This is a genomic window from Achromobacter sp. NCFB-sbj8-Ac1-l (assembly GCF_052695805.1).
The window spans coordinates 3,803,954-3,820,199 of record NZ_CP199812.1 but is presented as its reverse complement, the minus strand read 5'-3'; the positions used below and the strand labels follow the sequence as shown (position 1 = coordinate 3,820,199).

Sequence of the window (16,246 nt, the reverse complement as noted above, 5' to 3'; positions counted from 1 at the left end):
CGGGCAATTCCGGCCGCGAAAAATGGGGCTGCGGCGGCTCGCCTCGATGTGCTGGGGGCAGGGTCCGCCGACACGGCGCAACGCCTCCTTTTGTGTCGGTGGACCTGGGTCTGACCCTTGCGGCCGAGTATAGGAATGCCTGCCGATGGATGACTGTTCGAGCTATAAATAGCATTGATCAATTCAAGGATTGAATCGATGGAATTCCGCCAGCTTGAATGCTTCATCGCCGTGGCCGAAGAACTGCACTTTGGCCGCGCGGCGCAGCGCCTGTGCATGACGCAGCCGCCGCTGTCGCGCCAGATCCAGTTGCTGGAGCAAGACCTGGGCGTGACGCTGTTCGAACGCAGCAGCCGCCAGGTGGAACTGAGCGCGGCGGGCCGGGCATTTCTGCGCGATGCCCGCCACCTGCTGGAATATTCCGCGCGCGCCGCGGCCATCGCCCGCCGCACCTCGGGCGGCGAGGCCGGCCACATCACGCTGGGGTTCACGGCGGTGGCGTCGTACCGGCTGATGCCGTCACTGGTGGTGCGGGCGCGCAAGCGGCTGCCCGGCGTGGACATCCAGTTGCGCGAAACCGTCAGCACGGATCTGTCGCGCCTGCTGGTGGCGCGCGAGGTGGATGCGATCCTGGCGCGCAGCGTGCCGCAGCAAAGCGGCATCGAGGCCCGCCTGATCGAACGCGAGCCGCTGATGCTGGCGCTGCCTGCCGGTTCGCCGCTATGTGCGCACGCCGTCGTGCCGCTGCGCCTGTTGCAGGGCCAGCCATTCGTGCTGTATTCGCCGCGCGAAGGCAAATACTTCTACGACCGCATCGTCGGCGCCTTCGGGCTGGCCGACGTGCAGCCGCAATACGTGCAGCGCGCCAGCCAGACGCACACCCTGCTGGCCTTGGTGCGGGCCGGCCTGGGTGTGGGCATCGTGCCGGATTCGGCGCGCGAGCTGCGCCTGGAAGGCGTGGAATTCCGGCCGCTGGGCCAGCGCGATTTCTACGCCGACATGTACCTGGCCTGGCACGCGCAGCACGACAACCCCGCGCTGGCCGCGTTTCTCACGCAAGTCGCGGAAACGGCGTGATCGAGGCCGGCGCCGTCCGAGCTGCCCGCGCGGACGGCGTCGTTCCACCCGCGCGAGCCGCCCAGGCGCTCCGCGCCTACCAGCGATGCGTGTACATCGCCGTCAGCGCCATGCCCGCGGCCGGCAGGCGGCTGCTGTTCAGGCTGTTGCGCATCAACTGGCTGTACTGGGGGTAATAGTCGCGGTTGAACAGGTTTTCGATGCCCAGCGTCAGCGTGTCCTGCTTGCTCAGTTCGTAGCGGCTGATCAGGTCCACCGTGGTGTAGCTGCTGACCTCGCGGCGTCCGAAGCTGTTCACGCCGTCCAGCCGGTAGTCCTTGCTGCCGAAATACGTGATCTGCACGCGGTTGCTCCAGTGCTCGCTGGGGCGGTATTGCAGATAGCCGGTCAGCTTGAGCGGCGCAATGCGGTAGCCGGTCATCGGCTGGCTGGGCTGGCCGTCCGGCGTTTCGCGGCCGCGCGTCCACGTGAAGGTGCCGCCGGCCCCCCAGCGGTCATCGTCGGTGCTGTAGTCCAGGCTGCCTTCGACGCCGAAGATCTTCTCTTGCGTGCGGGTCAGGATCAGCCCGTTGTTGAAGCTTTGCACGTCGCCCAGCTTGGACGTCGAATAGAACACCGCCAGCGTCGCCGACGTATTGCCGAAGCCGCCGCGCCAGCCCACTTCATAGTTGTTGGTCTTGACCGGTTGCAGGTCCGACGAGGCGATGTTGAACCCCGGGCGGGCATTGCGCATCTGCACGCCGATATCCGGCAACTGGAAGCCCTGACTGAACGAGGTATAGAACTCTTGCCCCCGCACCGGCGAATAGGCCAGCCCCGCGTTGAACAGCAGCGCGTCGTAGCTGACCGAGCCGCCCTTGATCGTCTGCGGATTCGCCACCCGCGACTGCGACAGCGGCACGAAATCGTCGAAACGGGCGCTGGAATACTCGTAGCGCACGCCGCCCTGCGCGGACCACTGGTCGTCGAACTTGTGTTCCAGCTGGCCGAACAGGCCGGTGCTGCGGGTGGTCAGCTCGGGCATGTAGGTCACCGTGCCGGTGCGGCGAAACACCCGGCCGCCGCTGGCGTCGTACGCCACGGGGTCGAAGATGTCGTTGGGCATGTCGCTGCGTTCCTGGTTGAAATCCAGGCCCCACAGCAGCTTGGTGCGCTTGGCATCGCCCAGCGGCGTGTCCACCGTGATGCGGCTGCCCAGCACGTGCGAATTCTGCATCACCTGGTCGACGTTGTTGCCGCGCGTGACCACGGCGCGCGCATCGAACGGCGTGAAGCGGGTGTAGTAGTCGCGGTAATACACCTGGGTGCTGAGCTTGCTGCCCCACAGCGACTGGTGCTGGTATTCCAGGTTGACCAGGGTATTGCGGATCTGGTTCTGGTCGTCCAGTTGCAGCCCGTCCAGCGGGCGGGCCGTGGCCGACCCCGGCGGCAGGCGCGCCACGGCGGGGTCCGACGCGTAGTGGGTGTCCTGGTCGGCGTTGTAATGGCTGACCGACAACTGCACGCGCTGATTGTCGTCCAGCCGCACGCCCAGTTTCGCGCCCACGTTGAAGGCGTTGGCGTTGAACATGTCGCCCTGGCTGGGCTCGGGGGCGATGCGGTGGCCGTTGGCGTCGTACGAACTGCCGATATGCCGGCCGCCCACGTCGAAGGCATAGTCCAGCTTGCCCTGGCTGCCGGCAAAGTGTTGCTGCAACTGGCCGCCCAGGCCGTCGGCGCGCAGGCGGGTCAACGGCGACGTGGCGGTCAGCGTGGTCTCGGCCACGTCCGGGCCGCCGGCCGGGCGCGTGGTGATGGACACGATGCCGCCCGTGGCGCCGGCGCCGTAGATCGCGCTGCTGCCGCGCAGGACTTCCACCCGTTCGATCAGCCCCGGGTCGATATTGGCCAGGTTGCGCGCGGAATCGCGGTTGGTGTTCAGCGGAATGCCGTCGACCAGCACCAGCATGCTGCGCCCGCGCAGCGTCTGGCCGTAGTCGGTAATGGTGCGGCTGGAATCGGCCATGCCCGGCACCGCCTTGGCCAGCACCGTGGCCAGGCTGTCGGAACCCGTGCGCAATTCCTGCAGCTGGTCACGCTCGATCACCGTGGTCTGCCGGGTCGGGCTGGCCAGGTCCGACTGGGTGCGTGACGCGCTCACTTCCACCGCGGCCAGCGTCACCGGGCCAGCCTGGGCCGCGGCAGCCCGTTGCAGCACGATGGCATTGCCTTCGCGGCGCTGCTCCAGGCCGCTGCCGCGCAGCAACCGGGCCAGCGCCTCTTCGGGCGTGTAGCTGCCCGACAGGGCCGGCGCTTGCAGACCTGCCACCACCTCGGGGGCGTAGAACAGTTGCAGTGGCGTGCGCTGCGCCAGGCGCTTGAGTGCGGCGTCCAGCGGCTGGGCGGGCATGCTGAATGCGATCGGCGCCGCCGTCGTGCCCTGGGCCTGCGAGGCGGCCGACGCAAACGCGCAAGCCAGCGCCAGCACGACCGGCGCCAGGCGCAGCGCGCCGGCTCGCCCAGCGCTGCGCAACGGGCTGCGCGCGTCCAATCCCAAGTGTTCCAACCCTGCCTGCACGTTCCTGCTCCTGTTCTTTGCCAAAGGGGGCCCGCCGTTGTCGGCGCCCGGGACAGGCGCCATGACATCGGAGGGCTTTTGCGGAAGACGCAATCCGGCAAAAAAACCTGAATGGGAATTTGTAACGATGGCGCGACAGCCGATTCCGGCAACGATCAGCGCGCGCTCACCTGCGCCGTGCCGTCCGGCAGCAGGCGCACCGTCACCGGCAGCAACTGGGGCAGGGCGGCCAGCAGGCTGTCGGGGTCGGCGGTATTGAACATGCCGGTCAGGCGCATGCGTGCCGACGCGGCATCGACCACGATCGGCACTCGGCGGTAGCGCGACACTTCACGCGCCACGTCGGCCAGCGCCGCGTTGGAAAACACCAGCTTGCCGTTGCGCCAGGCCAGCACGGCGTCGACATCGGCCGCCGTCACCGGCCCCAGGCGGCCCTGGGCGTCCAGCGCCACGCGCTGTCCGGCCGTCAGCGCCGCCGTGGCGCCCGCCAGGCCGGGCGGCCCGTCGACCCGCACGGACCCGGACTCGACCACCACGTCCGCGCCGGTGTCGCCGCGCCGCACCTCGAAGCGCGTTCCCGTGACCGTGACCGACCCGCGGCCCACATCGACGACGAATGGCCGCTGCGAATCGTGCGCCACCGTGAACATCACCTGGCCCGCCACCAGTTCCACCAGGCGCTGCGCCTTGCCCAGCCGTACCCGAACCTGGCTGCGCGTATTCAGTTCCAGCAGCGAGCCATCGGGCAGCTGCAATTGCTTGCGCTCGCCGATGCCGGTCGCCAACGCCATCACCTTGTCCCCGGGCATCATCAGCACGACGCCGCCTGCCAACGCCAGCGCCAGCGTCGCGCCCGCGCCCACCAGAAAACGCCGGCGGCGCGGCGCGGCGGCCTGGCGTTGCACGCGGTCCGGCCGCACCTTGGCGGACGCTTGCCACAGGCGGTCAAGAAAATCGTATTCGTAGCGGTGGCGCGGATCGGCTTCCAACCAATCGCGCAGCGCCTGCCGTTCGGCCTCGGTCATGTCGCCCGACTGCGCGCGGGCGAACCAACGCGCGGCGGCTTCATCCGGAGGGGGCGGGGCGGGCAGGGAGTGCGTCATGGCAGCGGCGCGCGGCTAGTGCGGTGCATGCGCGCTAAGGCGCTGCCGCAGGTGGCGCAAGGCGCGGATCATGTATTTTTCGACCATGTTCTTGCTAAGGCCCATGTGCTCGGCGATCTCGGCCTGGCTCAGGCCTTCCAGCCGTTGCCACAGGAACACCTGGCGGCATTTTTCGGGCAGCTCGGCCAGGGCGCGTTCCAGGTCTTGCGTCAATTGGCCCGACCGGGCCTGCGACAGCGGGTCGCCCAGGCGGCTGGGATGGGCCGCAATGATATCAAGCGGCAGCATCTCGACGCCGCCTTCTCGCCGATGCTGGTCGATGACCAGATTGCGCGCCGTCTGATGCAGATAGGCGCGCGGCTCCCGCACGGTGGCGTCGTCCGCCTCCAGGCACTTGAGCAGGGTGTCGTGCGACAGGTCTTCGGCCGCGGGCCGGTTGCCCAGGCGTCGCGTCCACGTGCGCAGCAATTCCTCGTAGAAGGGCAGGAATCCCTTCGCGCGTGATAAGCGGCTTGCCATACCGGTGGCCGTAAAGTGGGACCGGAATGATAATGCGTTGCATTTGGTTGTGGCAAGCGGCTTTCGCCGAAGCGCTCGGCCAGCGGGTGGGGCACGCGATGCTTGCCGCGGCTCGCTGCCGCGGCGGGCCGCGACGTCAGGCCGGCATCTTCTTCTTGCCCATCAGCGCCAGCGTCAGCGCGCGCCCGCGCCGCATGAACGGATACAGCGCCGCCGACAGGCACGGGCTGCGAAACACCGCGGCATTCACTTTGTTGAACAGGTCGTTGTCGGTGCTGATCAACGCCAGCCGGTTGATGCAGTCGGCGCCCCAGTAGGTCTTGCCGTCCAGCCGCAGCAGCATGCCTTCGTTCAGGTCGTAGCCTTGCTTGCGAAAGGCCGCGGCCAGGTCCGGATGTTCACGCATGTTCAACAGCGCCACCGGCCCCACGGCTTTGCGCAACTGCACCATCCGCACGTAATTCGTGCAGAACGGGCAGTCGCCGTCGTACAGCAGGAAGTTCCGGGGGGTGGCATCCATATAGACAGAGCTTACCAGCGTGCGCGGCGCGGTGCTGCCGTGGGCCGGGGCGGTGGCCGGGGCGTGGCCCTAGTTCCAGTCGATATCTTCCTGCAGATACCACGGCCCGGCCAGGGGCGTGACGACCAATTGCGGGTGCGACGGCAGCAGCGGTTCCTGCGGCGAATATTCGTACCAGAGCAGGTGACGGTCCGCCACATCCAGCGTGGCATGCGCCACCGCGCCCGACGCGTCATACTCGATACGAAAGGCGTCGATGGCCAATCCCAGCTCGCGGATACGCCTGCGCAAATCCGCATGCTGCGCGGCCGCTTGCGCATCAAAGGCCTGGCTTGCCGGCCGACCCGGCAACGCGCACGATGCACCTGCCGGTTCGCAATACCGAACGGCCCCGTAGGCCAATTGCTTCGGCCCCTTGGCCGAATAGCCCGCGATGCGTAGCGGTTGCACGTAGGCCAGCAGGGCCTCCAACCGGGGTACGTCGGACGCGCCCGGTTGCCGGCAGGCGTGCCAGCCCCAGGCGCCGGCCAGCGCCAACGCCACCGCGCCCAGGGCGCCACATGACCAGACACGGCGGATCATCGTGCTGCCTACGCCGCCGCGTCCGCCCACGCCAGGTGCATCGCGTAGTCGCGCACGTCCTGCGGCCAGTCGGCCAGCTGCCGCGCGAATCGCTCTCGGTCGCCCGCATACAGCGCACGCGTGGCTTCTTCGAAACCGGCCAGGTTGCCCGCCATGCTGGACATGAAGTGGTACGCGGCCTCTTGCCGCTGGCGTTGCTGGTCGCGCGCCTCGTTGTCGCGGCGCGCCTGTTCCACCAGCTTGCGCAGCGCCACCGAGGCGCCGCCGGGTTGCGCGGCCAGCCAGTCCCAATGGCGCGGCAGCAGGGTCACTTCGCGCGGCACCACGCCCAGCTTGGGCCGGCCGCGGCCACGCGGGGCGGCGTCGGGTGCATCTTCCGTTGGCGCGGCGTCGGCAGCCGGTTGCGGCTGGTAGCGCTGGCGAATCTGCGCCTCGTCGCCACGCAGGTCCAGGTCGACCTGCTTGCCGGTCTGGTCATCGAACACCAGGATGGCGGCATCGCTGCCGGCGGCCGACGTCTGCCGCACGGCCAGCGCTACATCGGCCAGCGGGCCGCGCGCCAGCAGGCGGTGGCCTTCGAAGGCGGTGTGCAGGGCGGCCGCGGACGTTGCGGCGGGGGAGGGAATCGTGGTCATGGCGGTCAAGGCTAAATTTTGCCCGGGTAAATTTTATGGAATGCATTGTGATCCGACAAAAAGCGCCTGTCAATATGATCCGGGTAAAAATAGTCGCGGCCGCGCCACGCCCATGAAAAAAGTCGCAAAAATCCTGCGCCGACCTAGGGTCAATACCTAGTCAAAACACACAGGCGGCGTATAATCTTGCTTTGCGCCCGGAGTTACCCATGCGTCTCGTTCAAAAAGCGCTCACCTTCGACGATGTGTTGTTGGTGCCTGCGTATTCCGAGGTGTTGCCGCGCGACACCTCCCTGGCCACGCGCCTCACCCGCAACATCAGCCTGAACATCCCCCTCGTGTCCGCCGCCATGGACACCGTCACCGAGTCCCGCCTGGCCATCGCCATGGCCCAGGAAGGTGGCATCGGGATCATCCACAAGAATCTGTCCGCCGACGCCCAGGCCCGTGAAGTCGCCCGCGTCAAGCGCCACGAATTCGGCATCGTGATCGATCCGGTCACCGTCACCCCCCAGATGAAAGTGCGCGACGCCATTGCGTTGCAGCGCCAGCATGGCATCTCGGGCCTGCCGGTCGTCGAAGGCCGCAAGCTGGTCGGTATCGTCACCAACCGCGACCTGCGCTTCGAAGAAAACCTCGACCAACCCCTGCGCAACATCATGACGCCGCAGGAACGCCTGGTCACCATGAAAGAAGGCGCCACGCTCGATGAAGCGCAGGCCCTGATGCACAAGCACCGCCTCGAGCGCGTGCTGATCGTCAACGACGGCTTCGAACTGCGTGGCCTGGCCACCGTCAAAGACATCGTCAAGAACACCGAACACCCGCTCGCCAGCAAAGACACCCAGGGCCAGTTGCGCGTCGGCGCAGCGGTCGGCGTGGGTGCCGGCACCGAAGAGCGCGTGGAAAAGCTGGTCGCCGCCGGCGTCGACGTCCTCATCGTCGACACCGCCCACGGCCACTCCAAGGGCGTGCTGGAAGGCGTGCGCTGGGTCAAGCAGAACTACCCCAAGGTCGAAGTCATCGGCGGCAACATCGCCACCGCCGCCGCCGCGCGCGCGCTGGTCGAATACGGCGCCGACGGCGTCAAGGTCGGCATCGGCCCCGGCTCGATCTGCACCACCCGCATCGTCGCCGGTGTCGGCGTGCCGCAAATCCATGCCATCTCCGAAGTCGCCAAGGCGCTCGAAGGCACGGGCGTGCCCCTCATCGCCGACGGCGGCATCCGCTACTCGGGCGACGTCGCCAAGGCCCTGGCGGCCGGCGCCTTCTCGTGCATGATGGGCGGCATGTTCGCCGGCACCGAAGAAGCCCCGGGCGAAGTCGTGCTGTTCCAAGGCCGTTCGTACAAGTCGTACCGCGGCATGGGCAGCCTGGGCGCCATGACCGACGGTTCGGCCGACCGCTACTTCCAGGACCCGGCCAACAACGCCGACAAACTGGTCCCCGAAGGCATCGAAGGCCGCGTCCCCTACAAGGGCAGCGTGCTGGCCATCATCTACCAACTGGTCGGCGGCATCCGCGCCTCGATGGGCTATTGCGGCGCCGCCACCATCGACGACATGCGCACCAAGGCCGAATTCGTGGAAATCACCTCCGCCGGTGTCCGCGAATCCCACGTGCACGACGTACAGATCACCAAGGAAGCGCCCAACTACCGCGCCGACTGATTCCCGTACAGTCAACTACAATGTCATGCATCACGCACCGGCAGAACCGCAAAATCAGTCAGCGGGTCTGCCGGTGCGGTTTTATTTACTGCGGTTTCATTCATTACCGGTAGAGTCTCCATGCACCAGCGCATCCTCATTCTCGACTACGGTTCGCAAGTCACCCAACTGATCGCCCGTCGCGTTCGCGAAGCCGGCGTCTATTCCGAAGTGCATCCGGGCGACGTCGACGACGCCTTCGTGCGCGAACAAATGGCGCAAGGCCTCAAGGGCATCATCCTGTCGGGCAGCCACGCTTCGGCCTACGAAGAAGGCTCCATGCGCGTGCCCCACGCCGTGTTCGAGCTGGGCGTGCCCGTGCTGGGCATCTGCTACGGCATGCAGTCCATGGCGCAGCAACTGGGCGGCGTGGTCAGCTTCTCCGACCACCGCGAATTCGGCTACGCCGAAGTCCGCGCCCACGGCCACACCAAGCTGCTGGAAGGCCTGGAAGACTTCACCACCGCCGACGGCCACGGCATGCTCAAGGTCTGGATGAGCCACGGCGACAAGGTCACCGAGCTGCCCCCGGGCTTCAAGATCATGGCGTCCACGCCGTCGTGTCCCATCGCCGGCATGGCCGACGAAGACCGCCGCTTCTACGCCGTCCAGTTCCACCCCGAAGTCACGCACACCGTTCAAGGCAAGGCCATGCTGGCCCGCTTCGTCAACGAGATCTGCGAATGCCAGGGCGACTGGAACATGCCCGACTACGTCGCCGAAGCCGTCGCCCGCATCCGCGAGCAGGTCGGCACCGACGAAGTCATCCTGGGCCTGTCCGGCGGCGTCGATTCGTCGGTGGCTGCCGCGCTGATCCACAAGGCCATCGGCGACCAGCTCACCTGCGTCTTCGTCGACCACGGCCTCTTGCGCCTGGACGAAGGCAAGCAGGTCATGCAGACCTTCGCCGAGAACATGGGCGTCAAGATCATCCACGTCGACGCCACCGCCCAATTCATGGGCAAGCTGTCCGGCGTGGCCGACCCCGAAGCCAAGCGCAAGATCATCGGCCGCGAATTCGTCGAAGTGTTCCAGGAACAAGCCGGCAAGCAGAAAAGCGCCAAATGGCTGGCCCAGGGCACCATCTATCCCGACGTCATCGAATCGGCCGGCGCCAAGACCGGCAAGGCCACCTCGATCAAGTCGCACCACAACGTGGGCGGCCTGCCCGACACCCTGAACCTGCAGCTGCTCGAACCCCTGCGCGAACTGTTCAAGGACGAAGTCCGCGAACTGGGCGTGGCTCTGGGCCTGCCGCCGCAGATGGTCTACCGCCACCCGTTCCCCGGCCCCGGCCTGGGCGTGCGCATCCTGGGCGAAGTGAAGCACGAATACGCCGAACTGCTGCGCCGTGCCGATGCCATCTTCATCGAAGAACTGCGCAACACCAAGGACGAAGCCAGCGGCCTGACCTGGTACGAACTGACCTCGCAAGCCTTTGCCGTGTTCCTGCCGGTGAAGTCGGTGGGCGTGATGGGCGATGGCCGTACGTATGAATACGTCGTAGCCCTGCGTGCCGTGCAGACGTTTGACTTCATGACGGCAGATTGGGCGCCGCTGCCGCATCCGTTGCTGGCTCGCGTGTCTTCGCGGATCATTAATGAAGTGCGTGGGATCAATCGGGTTGTTTACGACGTGTCGAGCAAGCCGCCGGCGACGATTGAGTGGGAATAAAGCTGCGGTGGTTTCGCGGTGAATAAAAAAAGGCGCCTCGGCGCCTTTTTTCATGGGATGTTCCTGAGACTACTGAGTCCGCTGGTTACAGGGGTAGCTACTTCAAATCATGCTGGAGTTTCCACGCGAAGACGGAGGTCCTGAACGTGTAACAGTTACGCTTGAGTTCATGCCCGCAGATAAGGTCTTGCGTGTTGTCACGATGATCTAGAACTGGCAGGTGCTATGGCTCAAGTTTGGCCTCCTCGACCACTACCAGATTTACGGGCCGCTTGAGCGGTGATCGCGGCTCTCATTTCGGCAACTGAATATGGAGGATCTCTTCTATGTACGACGTGATGACACGTGGCGCAGAGGGGGATCAAGTCTCGTATGGGGTCCACCTGATAAGCCTCGCCAATGGCCGACAATGGAGTGACGTGATGGACATGGATAAGATCGGCGCCAATTGTCCCATACTTGTCTTCATAGTTCAGGCCGCATGCTAGGCAGGTCGGTCCGTAGTACGCGATGCAGAGCTTCCGTGCCGTAGCGTTGCGCTCGTAGAGCGTCAATTCGACCGTCGTCGAGGCTCCTTCGGAGAGCGTTGATTCTGATGCAGCGCCGCTGATTGCTGGTGCAGACACGAGAGAGGGAGGCAAGACTCCTAGGACAAACTCGCCGCCTACGCCCGTGGCATTGGCTTCCCAAACGCCCCATTCGCCGATGGTCAAGCTCGACTTTGGCGGGTTCTTGTGAAGGCGCGAAGCCATTAGGCCGGTTCCGGGATCGCGCCACATTTCTTGCAGATCTGTGTTTCGCTCGTGAAGGTACCAAGCGGGCCACTCGCCTAATTGCCCCCTCCATGATTGACCCCTGGCATAGCTTCTGTGTACAAGCGCAAGAACCTCTTCCGCCGGAGGAACAGCAATAGAAATATTGAACGGCGGCGATGATTGGTCGGAGGGAGGGATGAAGTAAGCGTAGTTTTTTGTTTTCTTTACGAGCGTCCAGCCTCTTCTAGGGAGAATAACGCTGAGCGTCAACACCGCACCAAACCGATACGTAGTTGGGCCATACTTCTTTGGCGCCCTGCCACTCGGCACTAGTTCAATAGTCTGGATTGGCCAACCTGGAGGGGTATGACTTTTTGCAGCAAGTTCATCAAGCTCAAACTCTTTTGAATCATTCGAATTCATCTTTTTACCTCAGAGGCTGGCGAGCGTCCCGGCGATTCTCTATTTCAAGAGGACTCCAGCAGCGCACTTGGCCGAACCACGCCAAGGCCTTAGGTGGGCATGACCTAAGCCAGCAGACTGCTGGTCGAGTTTGGTCTGCGCTTCCGCACAAAGAACCTGCCCGCGCCGCATGGTGCAGTTGGCCACCAACCTACTAGCGGCGGAGATCCTGCGTGAACGAATCATCCTGCATCAAAGACGGCTTGAGTATGAATGGAATCGGGTTCAAAAAGACCGAGTTGGCGAACATGTCCCTCAGCGTGATCGGGATCGGTTGTGAAAAGCACTACTGCCAAATCTTTTAGAGCTCTGGTGCAACTCACATAGAAAAGGCGGCGTGTTCGATCCATGGTCGTTTCTTCGCCCGCCTCGATGTGTTTTCGGTCTGTATCCGAAGGCGCTTTGAGACCCAGGTACTTCTCGTAGGAAAACTGGAAATGGGTGCTTTCTGCATCGTCCAGCACGACTAGCACTCTGTCGAATTCTGCTCCTTTGATGCCTTGCTGAGTCCAAAAAGGGGAGCGCTCCGAGATGTAGGTCTGATACGGCAGAAGCTGTGTGGCAGGACATGCCAAAAAAGCATCCATAGAAGCGATTTCCTTGTCGGAGTCATCTTCTTCTTGGTCGTCGTCATCGCCCGCCTCCTCGACTGGCGGGACAGGTGGGGGCGCATTAGGGTCCAAGTACGATGCCAGTCGGTGGTCTAGGATTAGTAGTCCTGCGGCATACACCTTCTTCAATACTTCGCCGATCGTGGCATTGGAGTTTCCCGCTATGGCATCTGCGATTGAGGCTATAAGCTCACTGAGCACCTTGAGTCGCTCTGCGACGTTCGCTCCAAGTAAATTGTCCTTTTCGAGAAGCGGTGAGTACTCCCGGATTAGCCGCATCACTTCAAGTTGCCGGCTTTGATTGTGGGCTACGGCCACTGGAATCAAAAATTTAACGAACGGCGAAAGAGGCCACGCAGATCCATCCAGAAAACCATCCTTGAATGCTGTCGGCGCCTTGGAGTTTAGTGCCGTATAAAGCTCTCCGAACCCTAAACGCCTCGCGGCCATCTGGTGAACAATGACGAGAAGTTTGACCTGATCATGCTCATTTCGCCATTCGTTGTCATCGGTTCGCGCCGCCATCCAGTCTCGGACGCGTACCAAGTTCGCGTCCCGCGTATCGTCCGCCGGCAAGATGAAAAGATGGGCTGAACCTTCAGGGGTTGGCACGATGCCTTCGGATCCAAGGCGTTCGCCGGGAACCTGAATGAGGTCATCACCACCGCGCCGTATGGCGTTGGCGAGATTCAACACTTTGGTGGAACACCGAAAGTTCTCTGGCTTGGGAATGTCAGCCCAATTCGGCGATGCTTCGACCAGGCCACTTCCCGTGGCATAAATTCGTTGCATCGGGTCGCCGAAGAAGCCGAGGCAAAGTGACACGCCTGGTTCGCGTTCGACAATCTTCAATGCGTCGATGACTTCTGCAGTCGTGTCCTGACTCTCGTCTACAAATACGAAGGGAAACTGGCGCGCGAGAAGGGTTCGAAACAGAGGGCGCTCAGCGATGAGGTAGGGTACAAGCTTCAAAATATCGTCGTGTCCCAAGATTCCCTTGACGTAGTCGCTACCTGTTCCATACCGAAAACCTTTGACCGCTGCGATGCGACCAGACTGTCTGCGGAGACGTTCCATGTCGCGGGCGTCTTTATCTTTCGTACGCTGTTGAACTCTGGGGCCGTAAGTGGCCTGCTTCTGTTCAAGCGCCTCGATTTTCTCCGTGATGCGCGTGGACACCCAAGCGCGAATGTCCTTTTGAAACGGTTTGGCTAGCAGCCACATGAAACTGTGGATAGTCGAAACATGAACCATCGGATCACTGCCGACGTCCCTCCATATTTCTCCGGCCGCGATCTCCGTGTAAGTAATGCAAGCAATGCGCTGACGGGACTTCTTCAGTCTTTCGCCGTGTATGCGAATGGCCGACGACAGCCCCTTAATGAGAGAGGTGGTTTTTCCAGAGCCGGCACCAGCCTTCATTATGAAGCTGCGCGGTGGAGCCTCTCTAAGACAGTTGCGAAGATCTAGGTCCGCTTGGGTATCTGGCTTATTCGCCCGGCTACTCATGCTCTTCTCCTAGGGCGGCGGCTTCGGCATTCAGAACAATATCGGGCAATACATTCTCCACTTCGATGCGAACCTCGTCCCTTAACCAAACGAGTCCATCACGAATGTATGCAGGGACGTGCCACGTATCTTCGTTCTCGGTTAATAGAGCCAGTGCGAACTTAGTCTTGTCGAAGCTCTTGCCTGAAACCTTCTTATTAAGGCCTCTGGCAAGCTCATAAGGATTGGCGGCCCCCCCTTTCACAATCAGGCCAAGAGACTTCCTCGCTGCTGCTTGTGACCACTCAGCATTTTCGAGGCCGAAGTCCTCTTCGAGCGTGCGCCCGCAAAGACTTTCGGTGGAGCCGTTCCAAGTGATAGCACGTTCGGTTTGATAGGCAACGCGAACCTTTGCACCATCTTCAAGCTCATGAGTTTTGTCGGCATCGGAAGAGTTGCGCAATTCTTCGATTGTTAGCTTGCCAGGAAGCCATTTTATGAGGGTCTGGTTCGAGGTAGCGGCCCCAGCTTCACTTGGCAAGCAAGCCTTGCCGTACTTCTTCTTGGGCAGGGCTGCCTCTTGCGCGCCGATAGAATTTTGCCCATCGACCACAGCCTGCGCAGCGATGTCTGCCTCTGCATCAGCAGGAACCTCGAATTCCTCGGCTTCCTCGTCGTCTTCGTCCGCCTCGGCCCCGGGTATCACGAGCGCTACGCTGTCAATATCAGTGACGATTAGCGTAGTTAAACCAAGAAACTCTATGAGCGACTGGAAGCGATGACCAAAGGCTCCGCCGACCTCCAAAATACATAGGCAAGCTGAGCGAAGAGTTTTCGCCGTTTTCTGAATCATTATGGGCAATAGCAACCTTTCAACATTGCCTTCAACAAGAATTGCGGCATCTGAGAAGAAAAGGTCACAGTGAGTCAGCTTCAAATATCGTTCGAGAAAGTCTCGGTCATCTGGCTGAGCTTGGTAGAAGGCAGATAGATTTATGACCTCAGTCATCTGTTCGCCGCCAACCTTCTTTCTACGGAAATAGCGGATTGGCTTGAACCCTCGCTCATAAAGAATGTGTGGCGAGTGGGTGGTTATAACCATTTGACTTCCGAATATGCTTTCATCGTCGCCTTCTATGTTCAGAAGTTCAAGCACATTTCGGATAAAGACTTGCTGAAGCTGGGCGTGCAAGTGAGCCTCTGGTTCCTCGACGAAAATCAGGTGCAATGGAGGGCGACTGTCCATAGCCATCCATCTTGCTTGGGCGTCCAGAATCTCTACTACCATGTAGATCAGATTCTTGAAGCCGAGCCCGTTGTAACTATCAGGGAGTGTGGCAACATCTTCGCCATCTCCAATCTGATAGTGGACGCGCGCGTCTTGACTCATCACGTGGGCAGGGTCTAGCGCTGACATAATTTTCAATCGCGGGTTATTGATGCCCGGATACCCCAGCTTTGCTAGCCGATCGAGCATCGGCTTGAATACCCCATCCAAGTGAATGTTAAGTGCCTGCTCAGAGTCGAACAAAGCCTTGAGCGCTGTGTGATCGTCCTGCCTTTGATTAAGATTGCGCTTGTAGAAGCGGCTCAGACGCTTCGATAGGTCTTCTGATCTTCCGCCTGCTTCTGGATTTGGGTCGGCCAAATGCCGTTGAGCTCCCAGGCTATCAATATGGATGAGCGCTTTTAGGATTGTGCCCCCGCCTGGTTCGCCACCTATTTCTTCGGGACGATAGTCCTCAATTTCGTGAAAATTCTCATCGAAATGCGTTCGATCTAAAATGAAATAACGCAGCTCATATTCGCTTTTAAGTTCACGCTGAAGATAGTCAGTCATGGAGCGAGGCCAAGGTGTGTACTGTGACCCCGGCAGCAGTTCTGCGACTTGCTCAGCGGCTTTAGCTTTGGCTTCTTGGTAGTTTTGGATCAGAGTCGTGGGGTTTTTTGCACTAAGCGAAACCCGAATTCCAACCTTCGTTCCTGCCCACGCTGTGCTGGGAAGCAAGGGAATCACTAGGTATAGGTCTGGTGCGGCTACTTCGAACCAGAGATCCAGTTCTATGCTTGGCAGTGAAAAACCATCGGCAACTGGCTCAGCTAAGTTGATCTCTCCAGCCTGATCGAAAACTCTCCAGCATGAAGAGCTGAAATCATAAAGACTGAAGCGGTCCCTTCCACCCGTGACAAACGCTTGGATAGCCTGAGTTGCCGACGTCTTTCCGCTGTTGTTCGATCCTACAAATATCGAGATGTCATCAGCTAGCTCTATATGAGCGTCCTTCAAACGTCGAAAATTCTTGAGGCGATATGAGTGAAGATGCACGAATCCCTCCGATGCTTTAACGATCTCTAGGAGGCTGTATTCGCTAATTTGTGAGGAAGCATTTTTGCCTTACCGGATGCATCATCTCGCGGTAGCCGAAAACAGCGGTACGTAAATAAATGGTAAACGAAACACGTCGTTACGTCTCCGCTTCGCGGATCGCGCTGCTCCAGGTGGAGTTGCCGGAGTCGTCGCCCCCCAAGTTCTTCCATCTTCCGCACCAGACAA

12 protein-coding genes are annotated in these 16,246 nt (G+C 61.8%); 3 read left to right on the top strand and 9 right to left on the bottom strand.

Annotation, left to right across the window (positions count from 1 at the left end; translation table 11 throughout):
• Positions 1-198 precede the first annotated feature (198 nt).
• On the top strand, positions 199-1,077 hold the full coding sequence (locus tag ACUDP5_RS17400; protein ID WP_445656718.1) for a LysR family transcriptional regulator: 879 nt from the start codon (positions 199-201) through the stop codon (positions 1,075-1,077).
• Positions 1,078-1,153: 76 nt separating this feature from the next.
• Here ACUDP5_RS17400 and ACUDP5_RS17395 read toward each other — a convergent pair whose 3' ends face one another.
• The 6 genes from ACUDP5_RS17395 to ACUDP5_RS17370 all read right to left on the bottom strand — a co-directional run bounded on the left by ACUDP5_RS17395 (position 1,154) and on the right by ACUDP5_RS17370 (position 6,993).
• Positions 1,154-3,562 carry a TonB-dependent siderophore receptor gene (locus ACUDP5_RS17395; protein WP_445659182.1) on the bottom strand — a complete coding sequence of 803 codons (2,409 nt, stop codon included), beginning with the start codon at positions 3,560-3,562 and terminating at the stop codon, positions 1,154-1,156.
• A 227-nt stretch (positions 3,563-3,789) separates the two neighbouring features.
• Positions 3,790-4,737 (bottom strand): FecR family protein, encoded by a 948-nt coding sequence (locus ACUDP5_RS17390; RefSeq protein WP_445656717.1) that lies wholly within the window; start codon positions 4,735-4,737, stop codon positions 3,790-3,792.
• 15 nt (positions 4,738-4,752) lie between these two features.
• Positions 4,753-5,256: a sigma-70 family RNA polymerase sigma factor gene (locus ACUDP5_RS17385; protein ID WP_263914052.1), complete on the bottom strand. Its 504-nt coding sequence runs from the start codon at positions 5,254-5,256 to the stop codon at positions 4,753-4,755.
• A 136-nt stretch (positions 5,257-5,392) separates the two neighbouring features.
• Positions 5,393-5,776 carry a DUF393 domain-containing protein gene (locus ACUDP5_RS17380; RefSeq protein WP_263914051.1) on the bottom strand — a complete coding sequence of 128 codons (384 nt, stop codon included), beginning with the start codon at positions 5,774-5,776 and terminating at the stop codon, positions 5,393-5,395.
• Between the two features lie 69 nt (positions 5,777-5,845).
• The gene (locus ACUDP5_RS17375) at positions 5,846-6,358 is read right to left on the bottom strand and encodes a hypothetical protein (protein WP_445656716.1); all 513 of its coding nucleotides are present in this window, start codon (positions 6,356-6,358) and stop codon (positions 5,846-5,848) included.
• 8 nt (positions 6,359-6,366) lie between these two features.
• Complete coding sequence (locus tag ACUDP5_RS17370; protein ID WP_263914049.1) at positions 6,367-6,993, bottom strand: DUF2239 family protein; 627 nt, start codon at positions 6,991-6,993, stop codon at positions 6,367-6,369.
• Positions 6,994-7,202: 209 nt separating this feature from the next.
• Between ACUDP5_RS17370 and guaB the strand changes: the two genes are divergently transcribed.
• Both guaB and guaA read left to right on the top strand, forming a co-directional pair.
• Positions 7,203-8,663 (top strand): IMP dehydrogenase, encoded by a 1,461-nt coding sequence (gene guaB, locus ACUDP5_RS17365; RefSeq protein ID WP_175192159.1) that lies wholly within the window; start codon positions 7,203-7,205, stop codon positions 8,661-8,663.
• A gap of 120 nt (positions 8,664-8,783) precedes the next feature.
• Positions 8,784-10,376 carry a glutamine-hydrolyzing GMP synthase gene (gene guaA, locus ACUDP5_RS17360; RefSeq protein WP_263914048.1) on the top strand — a complete coding sequence of 531 codons (1,593 nt, stop codon included), beginning with the start codon at positions 8,784-8,786 and terminating at the stop codon, positions 10,374-10,376.
• Positions 10,377-10,606: 230 nt separating this feature from the next.
• On the opposite strand, the gene ACUDP5_RS17355 is transcribed toward guaA, so the two are convergent.
• The 3 genes from ACUDP5_RS17355 to ACUDP5_RS17345 all read right to left on the bottom strand — a co-directional run bounded on the left by ACUDP5_RS17355 (position 10,607) and on the right by ACUDP5_RS17345 (position 16,018).
• Positions 10,607-11,554 (bottom strand): HNH endonuclease, encoded by a 948-nt coding sequence (locus ACUDP5_RS17355; protein ID WP_445656715.1) that lies wholly within the window; start codon positions 11,552-11,554, stop codon positions 10,607-10,609.
• 221 nt (positions 11,555-11,775) lie between these two features.
• Positions 11,776-13,713: a UvrD-helicase domain-containing protein gene (locus ACUDP5_RS17350; RefSeq protein ID WP_445656714.1), complete on the bottom strand. Its 1,938-nt coding sequence runs from the start codon at positions 13,711-13,713 to the stop codon at positions 11,776-11,778.
• Entirely contained in the window at positions 13,706-16,018 is a 2,313-nt protein-coding gene (locus tag ACUDP5_RS17345; protein ID WP_445656713.1) for an ATP-dependent nuclease, read from the bottom strand. Before ACUDP5_RS17345 ends, ACUDP5_RS17350 begins: the two co-directional genes overlap by 8 nt.
• Positions 16,019-16,246: the final 228 nt, after the last annotated feature.

Coding starts and splice junctions, on each gene's coding strand:
- ACUDP5_RS17400 (WP_445656718.1), top strand. CDS start 199: ATGGAATTCCGCCAGCTTGAATGCTTCATCGCCGTGGCCGAAGAACTG.
- ACUDP5_RS17390 (WP_445656717.1), bottom strand. CDS start 4,737: ATGACGCACTCCCTGCCCGCCCCGCCCCCTCCGGATGAAGCCGCCGCG.
- ACUDP5_RS17385 (WP_263914052.1), bottom strand. CDS start 5,256: ATGGCAAGCCGCTTATCACGCGCGAAGGGATTCCTGCCCTTCTACGAG.
- ACUDP5_RS17380 (WP_263914051.1), bottom strand. CDS start 5,776: ATGGATGCCACCCCCCGGAACTTCCTGCTGTACGACGGCGACTGCCCG.
- ACUDP5_RS17375 (WP_445656716.1), bottom strand. CDS start 6,358: ATGATCCGCCGTGTCTGGTCATGTGGCGCCCTGGGCGCGGTGGCGTTG.
- ACUDP5_RS17370 (WP_263914049.1), bottom strand. CDS start 6,993: ATGACCACGATTCCCTCCCCCGCCGCAACGTCCGCGGCCGCCCTGCAC.
- guaB (WP_175192159.1), top strand. CDS start 7,203: ATGCGTCTCGTTCAAAAAGCGCTCACCTTCGACGATGTGTTGTTGGTG.
- guaA (WP_263914048.1), top strand. CDS start 8,784: ATGCACCAGCGCATCCTCATTCTCGACTACGGTTCGCAAGTCACCCAA.
- ACUDP5_RS17355 (WP_445656715.1), bottom strand. CDS start 11,554: ATGAATTCGAATGATTCAAAAGAGTTTGAGCTTGATGAACTTGCTGCA.
- ACUDP5_RS17350 (WP_445656714.1), bottom strand. CDS start 13,713: ATGAGTAGCCGGGCGAATAAGCCAGATACCCAAGCGGACCTAGATCTT.